The organism is Streptomyces sichuanensis (assembly GCF_020328095.1).
GTDB classification, from domain to species: Bacteria; Actinomycetota; Actinomycetes; order Streptomycetales; family Streptomycetaceae; genus Streptomyces; species Streptomyces cinnamoneus.
Map to the genome: position 1 here is coordinate 1 of NZ_JAIXMK010000268.1, position 1,016 is coordinate 1,016.

Genomic DNA, 1,016 nt, shown 5'->3' on the forward strand with positions numbered 1-1,016 from the left:
GACCGAGGCCGCCCCCGCGGCCGCCGAGCCGGAGGCCCCGGCCCGTTCGCGGCGCCGCCGCACGCGCGGCGCGTCGGGGACGACCGCCGCGGCGAGCGTCGTCGCCACGGCCACGGAGGTCGTCGAGGCCGCCGAGGCAGTGATCGCCTCCGTGCCGGCCGCCCGCGCGGCGGAGCCCGAGGTGACGGTCGAGGCCGCGGAGCCGGTCGTCGAGACCAAGCCGAAGCGGACGCGCACGGCGGCGAAGAAGGCCGTGGAGACCGCCGAGGTCGCGGAGACGGTCGAGGCTGCCGAGGCGAAGCCGAAGCGCACCCGCACGGCTGCCAAGAAGGCCGCCGCCGCGCCGGTCGCCGAGACCGAGGTCGAGGCCGAGGCCAAGCCGAAGCGCACCCGCACGACGGCGAAGAAGGCCGCCGAGGTTGCGGAGACGGTCGAGGCCGCCGAGGCGAAGCCGAAGCGGACCCGCGCCAAGAAGGCCGTCGAGACCGCCGAGGTCGCGGACGTCGCCGAGGCCGCTGAGGTGAAGCCGAAGCGCACGCGTGCCAAGAAGGTCGCCGAGGCGGTCGAGGTTGCTGAGGCCGTCGAGGCCGAGGCCAAGCCGAAGCGCACCCGCACGGCCGCCAAGAAGGCCGCCGCCGCGCCGGTCGCCGAGACCGAGGTCGAGGCCAAGCCCAAGCGCACCCGCACGGTTGCCAAGAAGGCCGCCGAGGTTGCGGAGACGGTCGAGGCCGCCGAGGCGAAGCCGAAGCGGACCCGCGCCAAGAAGGCCGTCGAGACCGCCGAGGTCGCGGAGGTCGCCGAGGCCGCTGAGGTGAAGCCGAAGCGCACGCGTGCCAAGAAGGTCGCCGAGGCGGTCGAGGTTGCTGAGGCCGTCGAGGCCGAGGCGAAGCCGAAGCGCACCCGCACGGCCGCCAAGAAGGCCGCCGCCGCGCCGGTCGCCGAGACCGAGGTCGAGGCCAAGCCCAAGCGCACCCGCACGGTTGCCAAGAAGGCCGCCGAGGTTGCGGAGACGGTCG

The 1,016-nt window shown here is 75.7% G+C and carries 1 pseudogene; it reads left to right on the forward strand.

Annotation, left to right across the window (positions count from 1 at the left end):
- Positions 1 to 1,016: pseudogene (locus LE181_RS31880) on the forward strand (DEAD/DEAH box helicase); the annotation flags it as partial.